The organism is Pseudomonas arvensis (genome assembly GCF_056688935.1).
In genome coordinates, this window is sequence record NZ_CP162038.1 from 981,773 (window position 1) to 997,404 (window position 15,632).

Sequence of the window (15,632 nt, forward strand, 5' to 3'; positions counted from 1 at the left end):
TCTTTTTTTTTTGGTGAATGTCCATACGGAGTGTCGGCCCATGTCCTTCGCGGTAATTCAAATGGTCAGCCAGAGCGACGTGCTGGCCAATCTGGCCCAGGCTCGGCGCTTGTTGGAACAAGCCGCCGAGGGCGGGGCCAAGCTGGCGGTGCTGCCGGAAAACTTTGCCGCCATGGGTCGCCGCGACGTGGCGGACATCGGTCGCGCCGAGGCTCTGGGCGAAGGTCCGATCCTGCCATGGTTGAAACAGGCCGCCCGCGACCTCACCTTATGGATAGTGGCTGGCACATTGCCGTTGCCGCCTGACGGTCAACCCCACGCCAAATCCAATGCCTGCTCACTGCTGATCGACGATCGCGGCGAAATCGTCGCTCGTTACGACAAGCTGCATTTATTTGATGTGGATGTGGCGGATGCCCGGGGTCGCTATCGGGAGTCCGACGACTATGCTTTCGGGAGCAATGTGGTGGTGGCGGACACACCGGTCGGCCGTTTGGGCCTGACGGTGTGTTACGACCTGCGCTTTCCCGAGCTGTACAGCGAGCTGCGTGCGGCGGGAGCTGAATTGATTACCGCACCCTCGGCCTTTACCGCAGTGACCGGTGCTGCGCACTGGGATGTGCTAATACGTGCGCGAGCCATTGAAACCCAGTGCTATGTGCTGGCGGCCGCCCAAGGCGGTGTGCATCCGGGGCCAAGGGAAACCCATGGTCATGCCGCGATTGTCGACCCGTGGGGGCGTGTGCTGACACAACAGGATCAAGGCGAAGCGGTGTTGCTGGCCGAGCGCGATAGCAGTGAACAGGCGTCGATACGGGCGCGCATGCCGGTGGTCAACCATCGGCGCTTTTTCTCGCAGGGCGCACAGCGACCTGCCTCAGAACGATGAATTTAAGGCCAAACCTATGAGCGAGTTGTTGTCCTCAGTCAGTGAACACCTCCTGGCACCCGGTGGCGTGACCATCGAAAGCTTGCAAACCGTGCTGGGCGATCTCGCCGGGCCTGGCATCGACGCCGCAGACTTGTATTTCCAGGGACAGATTTCCGAGTCCTGGGCCTTGGAAGACGGCATCGTCAAGGAAGGCAGTTTCAATCTCGACCAGGGTGTCGGCGTGCGGGCGCAATCCGGTGAAAAGACCGGTTTTGCCTACAGCAATGCAATCACCCTGGAGGCGCTTGGCCTCGCCGCCCGTGCGGCGCGTTCGATCTCCCGCGCCGGCCAGAATGGCACGGTGCAGGCGTTCAGCACTCAGGACGTGGCCCAGTTATACGCGCCGGATAACCCACTTGAGGTGATCAGCCGGGCGGAAAAAGTCGATCTGCTCAAGCGTATCGACGCAGCCACCCGTGCCCTGGACCCACGTATCCAACAGGTCACCGTGAGCATGGCCGGTGTGTGGGAGCGAATCCTTGTCGCGTCCACTGACGGCGGCCTGGCGGCGGATGTGCGGCCGTTGGTGCGCTTCAACGTCAGCGTGATCGTCGAGCAGAACGGTCGCCGCGAGCGCGGCGGGCATGGCGGCGGCGGGCGAACGGACTACCGTTATTTCCTCACCGAAGACCGTGCGATGGGCTATGCCCGCGAAGCACTGCGCCAGGCGCTGGTGAACCTGGAAGCCATTCCGGCCCCGGCGGGTACGCTTCCGGTGGTACTGGGTTCGGGCTGGTCTGGAGTGTTGCTCCACGAAGCCGTGGGCCACGGCCTCGAAGGTGACTTCAACCGCAAGGGCAGTTCTGCCTACAGCGGGCGCATGGGCGAGATGGTTGCGTCCAAGCTCTGCACCATTGTCGATGACGGCACCTTGGCCGGTCGTCGTGGCTCGTTGAGCGTCGATGACGAAGGCACACCTACTGAATGCACCACCTTGATTGAAAACGGTGTGCTCAAGGGCTACATGCAGGACAAGCTCAATGCCCGCCTGATGGGTGTGGCGCGCACCGGTAACGGTCGCCGTGAGTCCTACGCGCACCTGCCGATGCCGCGCATGACCAACACCTACATGCTCGGTGGCGAAAGCGACCCGGCGGAAATCATCGCCTCGGTAAAACGCGGTATCTACTGCGCCAACCTCGGCGGCGGCCAGGTGGATATCACCAGCGGCAAGTTCGTGTTCTCCACCAGCGAGGCGTATCTGATCGAAGACGGCAAGATTACCGCGCCGGTCAAAGGGGCGACATTGATTGGTAACGGGCCGGAAGCCATGAGCAAGGTATCGATGGTCGGCAACGACCTGGCGCTGGACAGCGGCGTGGGTATGTGCGGGAAAGATGGTCAGTCGGTGCCGGTCGGTGTGGGCCAGCCAACGCTGAAAATTGATGCGATCACCGTGGGTGGCACGGGGTCGTAAGGGATGGAGCTTCGGGTGGCGAAGATCGCCACCCGGGGAAGGGCATCAACGCAGTCCGCGTTGAGTCTCGTCCAGCTCACGGATGTATTTGAAGATTTTACGGCTGGTGGCTGGCGCCTTGTTATGCGCCTGCTCGTGCTGGGCTTGACGGATCAGGGAGCGCAGTTGCTGGCGGTCCGCATCCGGGTAGTCCAACACGAATTTCTCCAGCACGGCGTCATCGCCCGAGATCAGGCGGTCACGCCAACGTTCCAGGTTATGGAAACGTTCGTTGTACTGGCGAGTGGAGGCATCGGTTTGATCGAGCAAGGCCAGAATGGCGTCAGTGTCCTGATCGCGCATGAGCTTGCCGATAAACATGATGTGCCGTTTACGCGCGATATTCGCGGTGTGCTTGGGTGCGTCTGCAAGCGCCCGGCGCATTTCGTCGGTCAGTGGCAGTTTTGCAATCAAGTCTTTCTTGAGCGTTGTAAGGCGCTCGCCAAGGTCAACCAGAGCATGCAGCTCACGTTTGACCTGGGTTTTGCTTTTCTCCCCATCGAGGGAGTCGTCGTAAGAATCAACCATGGTGGCAGTCCGCAAAGAAACGCCGCCATGATAACCAGTCGGGGGCCGCTTGTCCGGCCCGGTCGCTCGATGGCCTTAACCGAAAGCAGAATTTGAGTGGAGAAAACCATGAGTGCAGCCCAAAGCGTCGGTCCGCAAGCGTTACCGGCACTTCAGGAACAAGTCGAGCAGATCCTTGCCGAGGCCAAGCGCCAGGGGGCCAGCGCCTGTGAAGTCGCGGTGTCGCTGGAGCAAGGGTTGTCGACGTCGGTGCGTCAGCGGGAAGTGGAAACCGTCGAATTCAACCGCGACCAAGGCTTTGGTATCACCTTGTACTCGGGGCAGCGCAAAGGCTCGGCCAGTACCTCTGCCAGTGGCCCGGAAGCGATCCGCGAGACGGTTGCAGCCGCGTTGGCGATTGCCAAGCACACCTCTGAAGATGAGAGCTCAGGTCTGGCAGACAAAGCGCTGATGGCCAAGGACTTGAAGGACTTCGATCTGTTCCACGCCTGGGACATCACGCCTGAGCAGGCTATTGAGCTGGCTCTGACCTGTGAAGCCGCCGCGTTCGACGCTGATGCCCGCATCAAGAACGCCGATGGCACCACATTGAACACGCACCAGGGTTGTCGCGTATACGGCAACAGCCACGGGTTTATCGGCGGATATGCGTCCACTCGCCACAGCCTCAGCTGCGTGATGATTGCCGAGGCCAATGGCCAGATGCAGCGTGATTACTGGTATGACGTGAGCCGCCAGGGTGAATTGCTGGCCGACCCGGTCAGCATTGGCCAGCGCGCTGCACAGCGTGCCGCGAGCCGCCTGGGTGCGCGCCCGGTGCCTACCTGCGAAGTACCGGTGCTGTTTTCGGCGGAGTTGGCGGGCGGTTTGTTTGGCAGTTTTCTGGGGGCGATCTCCGGCGGCAATCTGTACCGCAAGTCGTCGTTCCTGGAAGGTGCAATCGGCCAGAAGCTGTTTCCCGAGTGGCTGACCATCGATGAACGCCCACACTTGATGCGCGCCATGGGCAGCTCGGCGTTCGATGGCGATGGCCTAGCCACGTATGCCAAGCCGTTCGTCGAGAACGGTGAGTTGGTTTCCTACGTGTTGGGCACCTACTCAGGCCGCAAGCTCGGCCTGCCAAGCACGGCCAACTCCGGCGGCGTGCATAACCTGTTCGTGACCCATGGCGACGAAGACCAGGCGGCGCTGTTGCGGCGGATGGGACGTGGCCTGCTGGTGACCGAGTTGATGGGCCACGGCCTGAATATGGTCACCGGAGATTATTCCCGTGGCGCGGCGGGCTTCTGGGTGGAAAACGGCGAGATCCAGTTCGCCGTCCAGGAAGTGACCATTGCTGGCAATATGCGCGATATGTTCAAGCAGATTGTTGCGGTGGGTAATGACTTGGAACTGCGCAGTAATATCCGCACAGGCTCGGTATTGATCGAGCGGATGACTGTCGCCGGCAGCTAATCTACGCGTTACAAAAAAAGCGTGCTATCTCGTCGATAGCGCGCTTTTTTTATGCCTTCTTGAAAACGGATTACTGTGCCAGCGTTGCTTTGATTCTCAATATCATTTAATAATAAATATCATTAGCGAATGAGTGTGGATCATGAGTTCTGTCCTGCATGAGGATCCGTATCTGGAAAGCTGGCGCTGGATGAGTCGTCAGATTCGCTGCGGCCTCGATCCCAATGAACCTCGCCTGATCGAACATTACCTCAATGAGGGTCGATACCTGGCGTGTTGCACCGCAACCCATCCGTGGACGATCGCCGAAACGTCATTCCGCCTGTTGATCGACACCGCCGGTGATATCGCCTTGCCGTGGCATTGGCGATCCACCTGCCTGGACCAGGCTTGGCGCCCGCTGCGCGATCTGGAAAAACTCTCCCACTGTGCCTGTCGCCTCAAGCGCTGGCAGACCTTTGCCTGGCAATTGGCGACCTGCCAATTGCTGCCTTCCCTTTCTGTTTCTGACCTGGTGCAAGGATCCTCCGATGATTAGGGTCTGCCATCACTTATTTCCTGTGCCGCGCCGGCCCTGCGCGATTGCAGGCCCGGCCCTTCGGGTTGTGTCTGAAAGCGGGCCAGGCTGCGTTGCAGTCCTTGGCAAGGGAACAACCATTACCAGCGGACTGCGCCTTGCCTGGCCCGCTTTCAGACCTCAACGCGACACAGGAAATAAGTGATGGCAGACCCTAACACCCGTATCGAAAGCGACAGCATGGGCGAACTGCAAGTGCCTGCCGAGGCCCTGTATGGCGCACAGACCCAGCGCGCGGTGAATAACTTTCCGATCAGCCACCAACGCATGCCGGCGCAGTTCATTCGCGCACTGATCCTGGCAAAGGTTGCTGCCGCCAAGGTTAATGTCGACCTCAAGCAAATCAGTGAAGGGCAGGGCAAGGCCATCGTCGATGCTGCCCAAGGTCTGCTGGAAGGCGACTTCATGCAGCACTTCCCGGTGGATATCTTCCAGACCGGTTCCGGCACCAGTTCCAACATGAACGCCAACGAAGTGATTGCGACCCTCGCCAGCCGTCTGCTCGGCGAGGCGGTCAACCCGAACGATCACGTCAACTGCGGCCAAAGCAGCAACGACATCATTCCTACAACCATCCACGTCAGTGCGGCGCTGGTATTGCACGAGCAAACGCTGCCGGCGCTGTTGCACCTGGTGCAGGTGATCGAGCATAAGGCTGAAGAAGTCCACCCGTTCATCAAGACCGGCCGCACGCATTTGATGGACGCCATGCCAGTGCGTATGAGTCAGGTACTCAATGGTTGGGCGCAGCAACTCAAGGCCAATATCGGTCATCTGCAAGACCTGCTGCCAAGCCTGCAGGCCCTCGCGCAAGGCGGCACTGCGGTGGGCACGGGGATCAACGCGCACCCGGAATTCGCGGCGCGTTTCAGTCAACAGCTCAGCAGCCTGACGGATGTGAAATTCACCCCGGGCAAAAACCTGTTTGCGCTGATTGGCTCCCAGGACACGGCCGTGGCTGTTTCCGGCCAACTGAAAGCTACCGCCGTATCGTTGATGAAAATCGCCAATGACCTGCGTTGGATGAACTCCGGCCCACTCGCCGGCCTGGGTGAAATCGAGCTGGAAGGCCTGCAACCGGGTTCTTCGATCATGCCCGGCAAGGTCAACCCGGTCATCCCGGAAGCGACTGCCATGGTGGCTGCCCAAGTCATCGGCAATGACACGGTGATCACTGTTGCCGGCCAATCCGGCAACTTCGAGCTGAACGTGATGCTGCCGATCATCGCCCAGAACCTGCTCAGCAGCCTCGAACTGCTGGCCAACGCCAGTCGCCTGCTGGCGGACAAAGCCATCGCCAGCTTCAAGGTCAATGAGGCCAAGCTCAAGGAAGCGCTGTCGCGCAACCCGATCCTGGTCACCGCGCTCAACCCGATCATTGGTTACCAAAAGGCTGCTGAAATCGCCAAGAAGGCCTATCAGCAAGGCCGTCCTGTGATTGATGTCGCCCTTGAACACACCGACTTGTCCCGTAGCCAACTGGAAATCCTGTTGGATCCGGAAAAGCTTACGGCCGGCGGCGTGTAATCACCGACTCTGCTTTGGAGGCTCATATGGAGCACTGGAAACGCACGATCGAACGGGCTAATCGCTGCTTTATGCAGGGCGAACTGGTCGACGCTCGCGAGGCCTATTTGCAAGCCCTGGCCCTGGCTCAAGTGTTGTTCGAACGCTGGGCAGATGCCGACGAAGCAGTGGCGGCCTGCGTCATTTCACATCACAACCTGGCGGATCTGCACTTGCGCCTGAATCAGCCTGAGGAAAGCGCCGAGTACCTCTGCGCCATTCACCAGCGCTTGCTGCAGACCATGCAGGACGCGCGCTTGAGCCCGCAACTGCGGGAAGCGGCCCTGCGCCAGAGCAGCAAGACTTACGTCGAACTGTTGAATTTCATCAGCGATCACGGCGAATACCCGCGCACCCATCGCTTGCTGGGCGGTACTGCGGCGCAACCGACCACGCCTCAATACGGAGTACATTGATATGACTTACACCTTGCCTGCCTTGCCTTATGCCTACGATGCCCTGGAACCGCATATCGATGCGCAAACCATGGAAATTCACTACACCAAGCATCACCAGACCTACATCAACAATCTTAACGCCGCGGTCGAGGGCACCGAGTTCGCCGACTGGCCGGTAGAAAAACTGGTGTCCAGCGTGCAGCAACTGCCGGAAAAACTGCGCGCAGCGGTGATCAATCAAGGTGGCGGCCACGCTAACCACTCGCTGTTCTGGGCGGTGATGTCACCTCAGGGGGGCGGTAAGCCTGAAGGCGCGCTGGGCAAGGCAATTGACGAGCAAGTCGGTGGTTTTGAAAGCTTCAAGGAGGCTTTCACCAAAGCTGCGTTGACCCGCTTCGGCAGCGGTTGGGCCTGGCTGAGCGTTACCCCGCAAAAGACCCTGATCGTGGAAAGCAGCGGTAACCAGGACAGCCCGTTGATGAACGGCAACACGCCGATCCTCGGCCTCGACGTGTGGGAGCACGCTTACTACCTGCGCTACCAGAACCGCCGCCCGGAATACATCAATGCCTTCTACAGTGTTATCAACTGGCCAGAAGTTGCCGCACGCTATCAGGCTGCTTTGGCCTGACATTGACCTCCATAACAAGATCTAAGGCCGACTATGGGCACTGAAACACTGGCGATCGGCAGCGTGCGGATGTTTCGTTATGCGCTGGGCTCGCTGCTGCTACTGGCAGGTACTGCATTGCTGGTGGCCCACGGGCTGGCCTGGCTGGACCTGCAACCGCGTATCTTGCGCGCCTTGCAGGGCGGTGCGATCTGCGCGCTCGGCACCGCGCTGGGCGCGGTTCCTGTATTGGTGATTCGGCGGATGCCGGTGGCCGTGAGCGATACCTTGCTGGGCTTTGGGGCGGGCGTGATGTTGGCCGCCACCGCCTTTTCGCTGGTGGTGCCAGGCATCGCCGCTGCCGAAAGCCTGGGGCTTACGCCCTGGGGGGCGGGCGGGTTGATTAGTTTCGGCATCATGTCAGGGGCATTCGGACTGTATCTGATTGACCGCAAGGTCTCCGGCGCCAGTCCGGAAATGTTGGTGGGCACGCCGGATAAACCGGTGATCCCGCCGCGAATCTGGCTGTTCGTGTTCGCCATCATTGCCCACAACATCCCCGAAGGCATGGCGGTTGGCGTCTCGGCGGGCGGTGGCATGCCGGACGCCGATAGCCTGGCCATGGGCATTGCCTTGCAGGATGTGCCCGAAGGTCTTGTGATTGCGTTGGTGTTGGCCGGGGCAGGCATGTCGCGGGCCAAGGCGTTTCTGATTGGCGCTGCGTCAGGCTTGGTGGAGCCGGTGTTTGCCGTGCTCTGCGCCTGGTTGGTGAGCCTGGCTGAAGTGCTGTTGCCCTTGGGTTTGGCATTGGCCGCTGGGGCGATGTTGTTGGTGGTGACCCATGAGGTTATCCCTGAGTCACGGCGCAATGGCCATGAAAAACTCGCCAGTCTGGGATTGTGTATCGGGTTTTGTTTGATGATGGTGATGGATACGGCGCTAGGTTAACCCCGCTCCTGTAGGGTGAGTTTACTCACCCTCATCAAAGAAGTTATTGATCAGTGCCACCAGGGCATCCATCGCTTCCTGTTCCTGTTCGCCTTCCGTTTTCAAGTGAATCTTGGTGCCCTTACCGGCCGCCAGCATCATCATTGCCATGATGCTTTTGCCATCGACCATGCTTTCCGGTGTACGCCCTGCCCTGATCTGACAGGGGAACTGCCCGGCAACGCCGACAAATTTGGCTGAGGCGCGGGCGTGCAGGCCCAGCTTGTTGATGATTTCAATTTCCAGAGCGGGCATCGCGAAGGTGTTCCTTTCAGCTGAGGTCGCGGTGGCGAACCTGGACGTTCTTGAGGGTTTGTTGCAGTACCTGGCCCAGGCGCTCGGTCAGGTATACGGAGCGGTGGTGACCACCGGTGCAGCCAATGGCAATGGTGACATAGGCCCGGTTGCTGGCAGCAAAGCGCGGCAGCCATTTGAGCAGGTAACTGGAGATGTCCTGAAACATCTCCTCCACATCCGGCTGCGCGGCCAGGTACTCGGCTACGGGTAGATCCAGCCCTGACTGGTCACGCAATTCCGGTTTCCAATAAGGGTTGGGCAGGCAGCGCACGTCAAACACGAGGTCCGCATCCACTGGCATGCCGCGTTTGAACCCAAAGGACTCGACAAGAAACGCCGTGCCAGGCTCCGGCTGATTCAGCAGGCGCAGCTTGATGGCATCGCGCAGTTGATACAGGTTAAGGCTGGTGGTGTTGATCTTGAGGTCGGCGAGGTCAATGATCGGCCCCAACAACTTGGTTTCGTCCTCGATGGCTTCGGCCAGGGAGCGGTGGGGGCTGCTGAGCGGGTGGCGCCGGCGGGTTTCGGAGAAGCGCTTTAATAACGTCTCTTCGTCGGCATCGAGGTACAGCACATCACAATGGATGTGCTTGGCGCGCACTTCTTCCAGCAATTCCGGGAATCGCGAGAGGTGGCTCGGCAGGTTGCGGGCGTCGATCGAAACGGCAACCAGGGGTTGCGCCAGCTCGGTGTGGATCAGAGCACGTTCCGCCAGCTCTGGCAGCAGGCCGGCAGGCAGGTTGTCGATGCAATAGAAGCCATTGTCCTCAAGAACGTTGAGGGCGGTGCTTTTACCCGAGCCGGAGCGGCCGCTGACGATGATCAAACGCATGGTTACTGCCCGTTTTGCTCATCCAGGACAACTTGGTACAGCGCCTCGTTGCTGCTGGCACTGCGCAGTTTGTCGCGTACTTCCTTGCGGTCAAGCATGCTGGCGATCTGCCGAAGCAGTTCCAGGTGCGCATCGGTGGCGGCCTGCGGGACCAGCAGAACAAACAGCAGGTCGACCGGGGCACCGTCGATGGCGTCGAAATCGATAGGGGCGTCCAGGTGCAGCAGGGCGCTGACAGGTGTTTCGCAGCCTTTGAGGCGACAGTGAGGAATGGCGATGCCGTTGCCAAAACCGGTCGAGCCGAGTTTTTCACGGGCAATCAGAGCCTCGAAGACATCTTGCATCTCCAGCTCAGGCACTTGGCTGCTGATCAGGTTGGCAATTTGTTCGAGGGCTTTCTTCTTGCTGCCGCCCGGCACGTTCACGAGGGAACGGCCGGGGGTCAGGATGGTTTCAAGTCGGATCATGGGTTGGGGGTGTTAGCGGCCAGTGCCATTAAGAAGGCTCTGCTGCTTTTCCTTATGCTTTTTAAGTTGGCGGTCAAGCTTGTCAGTCAAGGCATCAATTGATGCATACATGTCCTCATGCTCGGCATTGGCGACTACTTCGCCACCGGGAATCTGCAGGGTCGCCTCAACTTTCTGCTGAAGCTTGTCGACCTTCATGATGACTTGCACGTTGGTGATTTTGTCAAAATGCCCCTCCAGGCGTTTCAGCTTCAGCTCGACATACTCGCGCAGGGGAGGGGTGACTTCTACATGGTGTCCACTGATGTTGACTTGCATACAGCTTCTCCTTCGTTGCCAGTGCATAAAGCGACGGGTAGGAATACCCGTCACTGGAACGCTGTGGCCCGCCCGTCACATCAAACGCTTGCGCTCGCTGGAAGGCGCGATCCCAAGGGATTCGCGGTACTTGGCGACGGTTCGACGGGCGACCTGAATGCCTTGTGCCTCCAGTAAACCAGCGATCTTGCTGTCACTCAACGGCTTTTTCTGATTTTCCGCAGCAACCAGTTTTTTGATGATCGCGCGGATCGCCGTTGACGAGCATTCGCCGCCTTCGGAGGTGCTTACATGGCTGGAGAAAAAATATTTCAACTCATAAATACCCCGTGGGGTATGCATGAATTTTTGCGTGGTCACGCGTGAAATTGTCGATTCGTGCATGCCTACCGCCTCGGCGATGTCGTGCAGGACCAGAGGCTTCATTGCTTCGTCGCCGTATTCCAGGAAGCCGCGCTGATGCTCGACGATCTGGGTGGCCACTTTCATCAAGGTTTCGTTGCGGCTCTGCAGGCTCTTGATGAACCAGCGGGCTTCCTGCAGCTGGTTGCGCATGAAGGTGTTGTCGGCACTCGTGTCGGCCCGGCGTACAAAGCCGGCATATTGCGGGTTGACCCGCAGGCGCGGCACAGACTCCTGGTTCAGCTCAACCAGCCAGCGCTCGTTGTCTTTGCGCACGATTACATCGGGCACCACGTACTCGGCTTCGCTCGACTCGATCTGCGAGCCCGGACGCGGGTTCAGGCTTTGCACCAGCTCGATGACCTGGCGGAGGTCGTCTTCCTTGAGCTTCATGCGACGCATCAGTTGGGTGTAGTCGCGGCTGCCCAGCAGGTCGATGTAGTCGGTAACCAGGCGCTGGGCCTCAGCGAGCCATGGCGTCTTGGCGGGCAGCTGGCGCAGTTGCAACAGCAAGCATTCGCTCAGGGTACGGGCGCCGATGCCGGCCGGCTCGAACTGCTGGATGCGGTGCAGCACCGCTTCAATTTCGTCCAGCTCAATGTCCAGTTCCGGGTCGAAAGCCTCAAGAATTTCTTCGAGCGTCTCGTCCAGGTAACCCTGGTTGTTGATGCAGTCGATCAGGGTGACGGCGATCAGTCGATCGGTATCAGACATCGGTGCGAGGTTCAGTTGCCACAGCAGATGGCTCTGCAGGCTTTCACCGGCGGAGGTGCGGGTGGTGAAGTCCCACTCGTCATCGTCGTTGCTGGGCAGGCTGCTGGCGCTGGTCTGATAGACGTCTTCCCAGGCGGTATCTACTGGAAGCTCGTTGGGGATGCGTTCGTTCCAATCGCCTTCCTCCAGGTTGTCCACCGTAGGGGCAGTTTCCTGATAGGACGGTTCCTGCACGTCCGCGTTGGGTTTTTGCTCGATGTTGTCGGCCAACGGGTCTGCGTTATCGAAGTCGTCGCCTTCTTCCTGGCGTTCGAGCATCGGATTGGACTCCAGGGCCTCCTGGATTTCCTGTTGCAGGTCCAGGGTCGACAATTGGAGCAGGCGGATGGCCTGTTGCAGCTGCGGTGTCATCGTCAGCTGCTGGCCCATTCTCAGGACTAGCGATGGTTTCATGGCAGGGGCTTAACACCTTATTCGCCGGCGCAATGCGCCATCCACGACAGGGCGCGTGAGCGCCAAACATAAGCAAATTATATGCCTGATATCGAGGGCTTTGCCTAGAGCGCGGTAACAATAAAAAACCGGAGGTTCTTATTGACTCCCGCGCATCGGGCAAACGACCTGCCACCGCCTTGTTATTACAGGCGGGTTTACAGGCGAAACTCGTGACCCAGGTACACTTCCTTGACCAGTTCATTGGCCAGGATGGTAGCGGAGTCGCCCTCGGCGATCAGTTGTCCATCGTTGACGATATAGGCGGTTTCGCAGATATCGAGGGTCTCACGCACATTGTGGTCGGTGATCAGTACACCGATGCCCTTGGCCTTGAGGTGATGGATGATCTGCTTGATATCGCCAACCGAGATAGGGTCGACGCCGGCAAACGGTTCGTCCAGCAGGATGAACTTGGGGGCAGTGGCCAGGGCACGGGCGATTTCCACGCGACGCCGCTCGCCACCGGACAGGCTCATGCCAAGGTTGTCGCGAATGTGGTTGATGTGGAATTCCTGCAGCAGGCTTTCCAGTTCCTGGCGGCGGCCGTCACGGTCCAGTTCCTTGCGGGTTTCAAGGATGGCCATGATGTTGTCGGCAACCGACAGTTTGCGGAAGATCGACGCTTCTTGCGGAAGATAACCGATACCGGCACGGGCACGACCGTGCATTGGCTGGTGGCTGACATCCAGGTCGTCGATCAGTACGCGACCCTGATCCGCCTGGACCAGGCCGACGATCATGTAGAAGCATGTGGTCTTGCCTGCGCCGTTGGGGCCGAGCAAGCCGACGATCTGGCCGCTGTCGATCGACAGGCTGACGTCGCGCACGACCTGACGGCTTTTATAGGCCTTGGCCAGATGCTGGGCTTTCAGGGTTGCCATTACTCGGCCTTCTTCTTCGGCTGGATAACCATATCGATACGCGGACGCGGTGCGGTCACCTTGCTGCCATTGGCGCGGCCGGCGTTGGCGATCTGTTTCACGGTGTCATAGGTGATCTTTTCACCTTCCGTGGAGTTGCCATCGGGGCTGAGCACCTTGGCCTGGTCGATCAGCACAATGCGATTCTGCTGCGCGTGATACTGGATGGTCTTGCCGTAGCCCTTCATCGGGCCGGTGTCGGTCGCGGACTGCTTCTGTTCGAAGTAAGCCAGGTTGCCAACCGAGGTCACGACGTCGATATCACCGGCTTGGGTGCGCGTCAGTGTCACGGTATTGCCGGTGATTTTCATCGACCCTTGGGTGATGATCACACCGCCGGTATAGGTGGCAACACCTTGCTTGTCATCGAGTTGCGCATCGTCAGCCGAGATGTGGATCGGTTGCTGGCTATCGTTCGGCAGAGCCCAGGCGCTCACGCTTCCCAGTGCTGCGCCCAAACCGAGCAAAATAGGGAGAGTTTTAACGAGCCTCATACTGTCCTCTTACGTTCGATAGCAGGTGTATCCTGCTTTCTTTCAAATACGCTTTCATTCCCTTGCCAGTCGATACACCGCCAGCGCCGTCGATTCTAACGTCTTGCTCGGTCTGCGCATATTGCTTCTGCGGGAATACGGTCATGCGACTGCTGGTAATCACCGTGTCGCGGTCTTTTGCGTCCGTGCGTGCAACGCGTACCGAGTCGATCAGCTCTACCTCGGTGCCGTCAGGGTTCACCTCGCCACGCTTGCTGGTGACATGCCACGGAAATTCTGTGCCGCGGTACAGGTTCAGGTCCGGGTTGGTCAGCAGGGTGACTTCGGTGGCCTTCAAGTGTTCGACTTTGTCCGAGGTCATTTCGTACTGCAACTTGCCGTCGGGCAGGAACTGCACGCTATAGGCGTCGGTGGCGTAATAGTCGATAGCCCCTCCGTCGACCTGTGCAGCAGGCTGGTCGAGGAAGCGCCCCGGGCTGATATTCCAGTAGCCCACCGCGAGCAGCAGCGCGGCGATGACCCCGAATAGCAGGAAGTTGCGAATCTTTTTACTCAGCATAAAACGCTCTATAGGTAGGCGGCGTGTGCCGCTTCAAGGCTGCCCTGGGCTCGCAGGATCAGTTCGCAGAACTCGCGGGCCGCACCTTCGCCGCCACGGGCAGAGGTGATGCCATGGGCGTGCTCGCGAACAAACGCCGCCGCATTGGCGACGGCCATGCCCAGGCCCACTCGGCGAATGACCGGCAGGTCGGGCAGATCATCGCCCAAGTAGGCGACCTGCTCATAGCTTAGGTTGAGTTGGCCAAGAAGCTCGTCCAGAACCACCAGTTTATCCTCGCGGCCCTGATACAGGTGAGGAATCCCCAGATTTTGTGCGCGGCGTTCCACAACGGGGGTTTTCCGGCCGCTGATAATCGCGGTCTGCACGCCCGCAGCCATCAGCATTTTGATGCCCTGGCCGTCGAGGGTGTTGAATGTCTTGAATTCACTGCCATCTTCGAGGAAGTACAAGCGACCATCGGTCAGCACGCCGTCAACGTCGAAAATCGCCAGCTTGATGTTCTTGCCGCGTTGCAACAGGTCGCTGGTCATTTACATCACTCCCGCACGCAACAAGTCGTGCATGTTCAGGGCGCCGACCGGGTGGTCGTCGCTATCGACCACCACCAGGGCGCCGATCTTGTGGTCTTCCATGATCTTCAAGGCTTCGGCTGCCAGCATTTCAGGGCGGGCGGTCTTGCCGTGCGGGGTCATCACGGCGTCGATGGTCGCCGTATGGATATCGATGGTGCGGTCCAGGGTACGGCGCAAGTCACCGTCAGTGAATACCCCGGCCAGGCGCCCGTCAGTTTCCAGGATCACGGTCATGCCCAAGCCCTTGCGGGTCATTTCCATCAGCGCGTCCTTCAGTAACGTGCCGCGTTGGACGTGGGGCAATTCATCGCCCGAGTGCATGACGTTTTCCACTTTCAGCAGCAGACGGCGGCCCAGTGCGCCACCAGGGTGGGAAAATGCGAAGTCTTCAGCGGTGAAGCCCCGGGCTTCAAGCAGCGCAACGGCCAGGGCGTCGCCCATGACCAGGGCTGCGGTGGTGGAGGAAGTCGGCGCCAGATTCAGCGGGCAGGCTTCGTGGGCCACATGAACATTCAGATTCACTTCGGCCGCCTTGGCCAGCGTCGACTCTGGATTGCCAGTGACGCTGATCATCTGGATGCCCAGGCGCTTGATCAGCGGCAGCAGGGTCACGATTTCGTTGGTGGTGCCAGAGTTGGACAGTGCCAGGATGACGTCATCCTTGGTGATCATGCCCATGTCGCCGTGGCTCGCTTCGGCGGGATGCACAAAAAATGCGGTGGTCCCGGTGCTGGCCAGGGTGGCGGCGATCTTGTTGCCGACGTGGCCCGATTTGCCCATGCCGACCACGACAACGCGGCCTTTGCTGGCCAGAATCATCTCGCAGGCGCGTACGAAATCTGCGTCGATATGGGCCAGCAAGCCTTCTACGGCTTCGACTTCGAGGCGGATGGTGCGTTGTGCGGATTGAATAAGGTCGCTGGATTGGCTCATGTCTGAAATCGTATAGCCTGACGAAAAGTCGGCGATTATAGCGGTAATGATCAATTCCCTCACGCAAGTTCGTCAGGCTTTGTTCTTTGGGTTCCTGAGATCGATCCTCAGTAACACA

At 59.4% G+C, this 15,632-nt stretch carries 19 protein-coding genes; 8 read left to right on the top strand and 11 right to left on the bottom strand.

Going from position 1 to position 15,632, the window contains the following annotated elements; all coding sequences use genetic code 11:
- The first annotated feature begins 40 nt into the window (after positions 1-40).
- Together AB3G88_RS04405 and tldD are read left to right on the top strand one after the other, a co-directional pair.
- Positions 41-889, top strand: a complete 849-nt coding sequence (locus tag AB3G88_RS04405) for a carbon-nitrogen hydrolase family protein (protein ID WP_112193478.1) — start codon at positions 41-43, stop codon at positions 887-889.
- A gap of 16 nt (positions 890-905) precedes the next feature.
- Positions 906-2,348 carry a metalloprotease TldD gene (tldD, locus tag AB3G88_RS04410; RefSeq protein ID WP_099587112.1) on the top strand — a complete coding sequence of 481 codons (1,443 nt, stop codon included), beginning with the start codon at positions 906-908 and terminating at the stop codon, positions 2,346-2,348.
- A gap of 45 nt (positions 2,349-2,393) precedes the next feature.
- Here the strand turns inward: tldD and yjgA are convergent, their stop codons facing one another.
- The gene (yjgA, locus tag AB3G88_RS04415) at positions 2,394-2,915 is read right to left on the bottom strand and encodes a ribosome biogenesis factor YjgA (protein ID WP_017138246.1); all 522 of its coding nucleotides are present in this window, start codon (positions 2,913-2,915) and stop codon (positions 2,394-2,396) included.
- Positions 2,916-3,023: 108 nt separating this feature from the next.
- Here yjgA and pmbA point away from each other — a divergent pair, with 108 nt between their 5' ends.
- The 6 genes from pmbA to AB3G88_RS04445 all read left to right on the top strand — a co-directional run bounded on the left by pmbA (position 3,024) and on the right by AB3G88_RS04445 (position 8,469).
- Positions 3,024-4,370: a metalloprotease PmbA gene (pmbA, locus tag AB3G88_RS04420; protein ID WP_099587113.1), complete on the top strand. Its 1,347-nt coding sequence runs from the start codon at positions 3,024-3,026 to the stop codon at positions 4,368-4,370.
- Positions 4,371-4,512: 142 nt separating this feature from the next.
- Complete coding sequence (locus AB3G88_RS04425) at positions 4,513-4,908, top strand: FagA protein (RefSeq protein WP_158878407.1); 396 nt, start codon at positions 4,513-4,515, stop codon at positions 4,906-4,908.
- A gap of 183 nt (positions 4,909-5,091) precedes the next feature.
- Positions 5,092-6,474, top strand: coding sequence for a class II fumarate hydratase (locus AB3G88_RS04430; RefSeq protein ID WP_480453381.1), 1,383 nt, complete (start codon positions 5,092-5,094; stop codon positions 6,472-6,474).
- A gap of 26 nt (positions 6,475-6,500) precedes the next feature.
- On the top strand, positions 6,501-6,929 hold the full coding sequence (locus AB3G88_RS04435) for a DUF2753 family protein (RefSeq protein ID WP_099587116.1): 429 nt from the start codon (positions 6,501-6,503) through the stop codon (positions 6,927-6,929).
- Position 6,930: 1 nt separating this feature from the next.
- Positions 6,931-7,542 carry a superoxide dismutase gene (locus AB3G88_RS04440; protein ID WP_099587117.1) on the top strand — a complete coding sequence of 204 codons (612 nt, stop codon included), beginning with the start codon at positions 6,931-6,933 and terminating at the stop codon, positions 7,540-7,542.
- A gap of 33 nt (positions 7,543-7,575) precedes the next feature.
- On the top strand, positions 7,576-8,469 hold the full coding sequence (locus tag AB3G88_RS04445; protein WP_480453384.1) for a ZIP family metal transporter: 894 nt from the start codon (positions 7,576-7,578) through the stop codon (positions 8,467-8,469).
- Between the two features lie 21 nt (positions 8,470-8,490).
- On the opposite strand, the gene AB3G88_RS04450 is transcribed toward AB3G88_RS04445, so the two are convergent.
- The 10 genes from AB3G88_RS04450 to AB3G88_RS04495 form a co-directional block, all read right to left on the bottom strand.
- Positions 8,491-8,763: an HPr family phosphocarrier protein gene (locus AB3G88_RS04450; RefSeq protein ID WP_003216108.1), complete on the bottom strand. Its 273-nt coding sequence runs from the start codon at positions 8,761-8,763 to the stop codon at positions 8,491-8,493.
- 16 nt (positions 8,764-8,779) lie between these two features.
- Positions 8,780-9,637: an RNase adapter RapZ gene (gene rapZ / locus AB3G88_RS04455; protein WP_099587119.1), complete on the bottom strand. Its 858-nt coding sequence runs from the start codon at positions 9,635-9,637 to the stop codon at positions 8,780-8,782.
- A 2-nt stretch (positions 9,638-9,639) separates the two neighbouring features.
- Positions 9,640-10,104 carry a PTS IIA-like nitrogen regulatory protein PtsN gene (gene ptsN / locus AB3G88_RS04460; RefSeq protein WP_027604813.1) on the bottom strand — a complete coding sequence of 155 codons (465 nt, stop codon included), beginning with the start codon at positions 10,102-10,104 and terminating at the stop codon, positions 9,640-9,642.
- 12 nt (positions 10,105-10,116) lie between these two features.
- Entirely contained in the window at positions 10,117-10,422 is a 306-nt protein-coding gene (hpf, locus tag AB3G88_RS04465) for a ribosome hibernation-promoting factor, HPF/YfiA family (protein WP_099587121.1), read from the bottom strand.
- Positions 10,423-10,497: 75 nt separating this feature from the next.
- Positions 10,498-11,991 (bottom strand): RNA polymerase factor sigma-54, encoded by a 1,494-nt coding sequence (locus AB3G88_RS04470; protein WP_480453388.1) that lies wholly within the window; start codon positions 11,989-11,991, stop codon positions 10,498-10,500.
- Positions 11,992-12,188: 197 nt separating this feature from the next.
- A complete protein-coding gene (lptB, locus tag AB3G88_RS04475) occupies positions 12,189-12,914 on the bottom strand; it encodes an LPS export ABC transporter ATP-binding protein (RefSeq protein WP_004372092.1) in 726 nt (241 codons plus the stop codon).
- Complete coding sequence (gene lptA, locus AB3G88_RS04480) at positions 12,914-13,447, bottom strand: lipopolysaccharide transport periplasmic protein LptA (protein ID WP_027604809.1); 534 nt, start codon at positions 13,445-13,447, stop codon at positions 12,914-12,916. The genes lptB and lptA overlap by 1 nt, the downstream gene beginning before the upstream one ends.
- Positions 13,434-14,006, bottom strand: coding sequence for an LPS export ABC transporter periplasmic protein LptC (gene lptC, locus AB3G88_RS04485; RefSeq protein ID WP_480453390.1), 573 nt, complete (start codon positions 14,004-14,006; stop codon positions 13,434-13,436). The genes lptA and lptC overlap by 14 nt, the downstream gene beginning before the upstream one ends.
- Positions 14,007-14,014: 8 nt before the next feature.
- Positions 14,015-14,539, bottom strand: a complete 525-nt coding sequence (locus AB3G88_RS04490) for a KdsC family phosphatase (protein ID WP_058414321.1) — start codon at positions 14,537-14,539, stop codon at positions 14,015-14,017.
- A complete protein-coding gene (locus tag AB3G88_RS04495) occupies positions 14,540-15,514 on the bottom strand; it encodes a KpsF/GutQ family sugar-phosphate isomerase (RefSeq protein ID WP_480453392.1) in 975 nt (324 codons plus the stop codon).
- Positions 15,515-15,632 lie beyond the last annotated feature (118 nt).